The 3714-nt window shown below is 65.3% G+C and carries 3 protein-coding genes, 1 tRNA gene and 1 pseudogene; 4 read left to right on the top strand and 1 reads right to left on the bottom strand.

The window, feature by feature from the left end:
* From EN742_RS27805 to EN742_RS27795, 3 genes are all read left to right on the top strand, one after another.
* The coding region (locus EN742_RS27805) for a helix-turn-helix domain-containing protein (RefSeq protein WP_148670304.1) at nt 1-124 on the top strand (124 nt) is incomplete at its 5' end.
* A 391-nt stretch (nt 125-515) separates the two neighbouring features.
* Nucleotides 516-2372 carry a DUF882 domain-containing protein gene (locus EN742_RS27800; RefSeq protein WP_126058436.1) on the top strand — a complete coding sequence of 619 codons (1857 nt, stop codon included), beginning with the start codon at nt 516-518 and terminating at the stop codon, nt 2370-2372.
* A gap of 137 nt (nt 2373-2509) precedes the next feature.
* Nucleotides 2510-2583: transfer RNA gene (locus EN742_RS27795), tRNA-Gln, on the top strand.
* Between the two features lie 155 nt (nt 2584-2738).
* Here the strand turns inward: EN742_RS27795 and EN742_RS27790 are convergent.
* Nucleotides 2739-3377: a 2-dehydro-3-deoxy-phosphogluconate aldolase gene (locus tag EN742_RS27790; protein ID WP_126058437.1), complete on the bottom strand. Its 639-nt coding sequence runs from the start codon at nt 3375-3377 to the stop codon at nt 2739-2741.
* 179 nt (nt 3378-3556) lie between these two features.
* Between EN742_RS27790 and EN742_RS38285 the strand changes: the two are divergent.
* A pseudogene (locus tag EN742_RS38285) lies at nt 3557-3714 on the top strand (hypothetical protein); the annotation flags it as partial.

Here is a 3714-nt window from a genome sequence, read left to right as displayed (position 1 = left end):
TTACAATGGCCAGATGAGCGAGGTCGCGCGCCGTCTCGGCATCGGCCGTTCGACCCTCTACAGGAAGCTCAAGGAATACGGCATCGACCCGGAAAGCGGCCGCATCGAGCGCCTTGCTTCCTGACCCGCCGAGCCCTTTTCGCAAGCTCCGGACCAGTTCCGTCCCCTGGTGCGGGCCCGCTCGGCATTGATCGCGGCGCCGGCGGCGCCGCAACGACTCGATTATGGCTGCGATCACGCAATTAAGGCCCGCGGTAACAGATCGTGTTTCGGCCAAAGGCGGAAAAATGATCTAAACCAGCAATTTACCAAGAAACGCAGTGCAATATTTTTGACGGGATATCGCCACGGTGTTACCGCATTTCGGCTTCAATAAGCGATGATTAACCATTAGGATCGATATTCGGATGTGAGAACAACACATCCGTTTGGGCAAATCCGGGGACAAACGGCAGCCTGCAAGGCCATTTGATTTGAACCAAGTCGAACGACATACAGACGGGCGGCATTATCACATGAGCGTCTGGCCGAGATGGCTGGCAGCGGTGGTTTTTGCGCTTGGTTTCCTTGCCGCGACCGGCGCCAGCGCCGAAGTTCGTTCGCTGAAGCTCTATCATCTCCACACGCACGAAAAGGCCGAGATCGTCTACAAGCGCAATGGGCGCTACGATCCCGAGGGCCTGCGCAAGATCAACATCATCCTGCGCGACTGGCGCCGCAACGAACCGACCAAGATGGATCCGCGGCTGCTCGACCTCGTCTGGGAGGCCTACCGGCAGAGCGGCGCCACCGACTACATCCAGGTCGTCTGCGGCTACCGCTCGCCGGCGACAAACTCGATGCTGCGCAGCCGCAGCCGGGGTGTCGCCGAGAAGAGCCAGCATATGCTCGGCAAGGCGATGGACTTCTATATCCCCGGCGTGCCGCTGAAGAAGCTGCGCAACATCGGTCTCAAGATGCAGGGCGGCGGCGTCGGCTACTATCCCTCGTCGGGCTCACCGTTCGTGCATATGGATGTCGGCAATGTGCGCCACTGGCCTGGCATCAGCCGCCAGGAACTGGTCGGGGTGTTCCCGAACGGCAAGACCCTGCACGTTCCGAGCGACGGCAGGCCGCTGCCGGGCTATGAACAGGCTTTGGCCGCCTACAAAGCCCGCAAGGGCGCCGGTACCCCCAACATTGAACTGGCCAGCGCCGGCGGTTCGACCAAGCGGTCCGGCGGGCTGCTTGCTGCCTGGTTTGGCGGCGGCGATGACGAGGCCGACGACAGCGCCGATGTCGCGACTGCCGCGCCTGCGCCCAAGCCGAAGAGCGTGAAGCCGGCGGCGGCCGCCAAGCGCAGCAACCCGCCTGGCATCGCGATCGTGTCACCCCAGGACGCGCAGCGCGCCAACATTCCACAGATCGCCGACGACAATTCGGCCGATTCGGAACCTGAGCAGGACACGCCGGAGACGATCATCGCGGCGCTGCCGCCAAAGGAGGTCCCGCTGCCGGACTTCGCGCCGCGACCGAAGACCGATGTCGGCCAGCAGACGCCTGAGAACGTGCCATTCGGCGTGGCCGACGCCTCGGCGACCACCGAGCAGTCGGTGGCGACGGCGCATGCGCCGGTCAACGTGCCCTTCGGCATGGCCAATCCGGCCGGCGCCGATGCCGATCCAGCGCAGGCGGCGGTCAACAACAACGTTCCGCTGCCGACCTGGCGACCCGACCGTTCGCTTCCGGCCGATCTCGCGGCGCAGGACAAGAGCGTGCTGCTGGCGCTGGCCGACACCGCCCAGCACAACAAGACCGCGACCGATGCGTTCTCGGTCCTGCCCAGCGCGCGTCCGGATGAGGCCAAGGCGGACGAAGTCAAGCCGGATGAAGTCAAGCCGGATGAAGTCAAGGCCGTTCTCGACGAGGCCAACGCCACGACCGAGGCCAGTGTCGCCAGTGGCGACTATCAGGTCGCCTCGCTCGAGCCGCGCTCGGCATTCAACGATCCGTCCGGCGTCGATGCGGCCTCCCCGCGCGACGCCATCGCCAGCCGCCCGGCCGGTTCCGATCCGGCGCTGGCAATCGGTGCCGGCGTGAAGACGACGCGCAAGGAAGCCAGGGCCAGCGCCCGCGACCTCAAGCCCGGGCCGAAGGCAATGGTGGTTGCCGCCGCGCCGCAGGCCGCGCGCTGGGCACTGAACAGCGGCGAATACGTCGCCACGGTCTCCAGCGCGACGACGGCGCCGCGCTATGCCTACAACATCGTGCATACGCCGCCGAGCGAGGTCTATACGGCAGGCTTCCAGGCCGACAACCAGTTGGCGGATGCCAACCGGTTCACCGGCAACGCCGTGAAGTTCCTCTCGGTCGCCCGTTTCCAGACCAAGTAGGCGACAGGCCAGACAATCGCAAAAGCCGCGCCGGGCGACCCGCGCGGCTTTTTGCTTTTTGGCGGGCAACGCCCGCGGAACCGTCCGCTCGGCTCTGGCTTCGACCGTGCCGGGATGCTAACGACAAGCGCCTGCTCTCCCGCTTCGTCTAATGGTAGGACAGCGCCCTTTGAAGGCGTGAATCGTGGTTCGAATCCATGAGCGGGAACCAGCGCTTGCCGACCTGTCAGCAATGGGCTCGGGCCTGCGGATCACGTCAAGCATTGGGTTCACCACAAGAAGGTCGTCGAGAAGCTCTGCAGCTGATTGCATTCCAGCAACTGGTCCGGTCGGCTCGAGCCGGCCGGGCTTTTCGTGTCCAGGACGCTACTTCGTGAGCTGGCTCGCCGCGCGCGCCAGGGCTTCGATCTCGTCCCACTTGCCGGCCTTGACCATGTCGTCGGGCGCCACCCAGGATCCGCCGACGCAGATGACGTTGGGCAGAGCAAGATAGTCGGCGGCGTTCCTGGCACTGATGCCGCCGGTCGGGCAGAACTTCACGTCAGCGAGCGGTGAGGCGAAGGCCTTCAGCGAGGCAATGCCGCCGGACTGCTCGGCAGGGAAGAATTTCAGGAAGCGCAAGCCGGCCTCGCGGGCGGCCATGATCTCGCCGGGCGTGATGGCGCCGGGCAGCAGCGGCACATCGCTGTCACTGGCCGCGGCCAGGAGCTGGCTGGTGATGCCGGGGCTGACGATGAATCTCGAGCCGGCGCGGGCTGCTTCATCGAACTGCCCGGCGTCGAGGATGGTGCCGGCGCCGACGATGGCGTCCTCGACCTCGCCGGCGACGCGCCGGATCGCTTCCAGCGCATCGGCGGTCCTGAGCGTGATCTCGATCGCCGGCAGGCCGCCGCGGGCGAGCGCGCGGGCAAGCGGTACCGCGTCGGCGACATTGGCGATCTTGAGCACCGGGATGACCGGCTGGCCATTGAGGAGCGACAGGAGCTTCTCGGTCTTGCTGGGCATTCGCTTGCTCTCTCCGGTATCGATCGATTTCAACCGATTAGCAGAAGGGGTATCCCGAGTCCACGAAACGAGGCGTGTCGCGATGTCACGCACCGGCGACGAGTGTCAGCCGCTTTCCCGGAAGGCGGCTGGTCCGCTCCGCCTTGAATCGGCTTTCACCACGGTTTAGTGGCATGGCGATGACAATTTCCACCCGAACCAATTCTGTGCGCGTCGCCGCGCTGTACAAATTTGCCCGGCTCGACGGCTTCGAGGCGCTGCGCGCGCCGCTCGCAGCCTTCTGCTGCGGGCGCGGCATCAAGGGCACGCTGCTGCTTGCACATGAGGGCATCAACGG

It is taken from the genome of Mesorhizobium sp. M4A.F.Ca.ET.020.02.1.1 (genome assembly GCF_004022645.1).
Lineage (GTDB): Bacteria > Pseudomonadota > Alphaproteobacteria > Rhizobiales > Rhizobiaceae > Mesorhizobium.
Note: the sequence above shows the minus strand (reverse complement) of the source record. Positions and strands in the feature narration are given on the sequence as shown.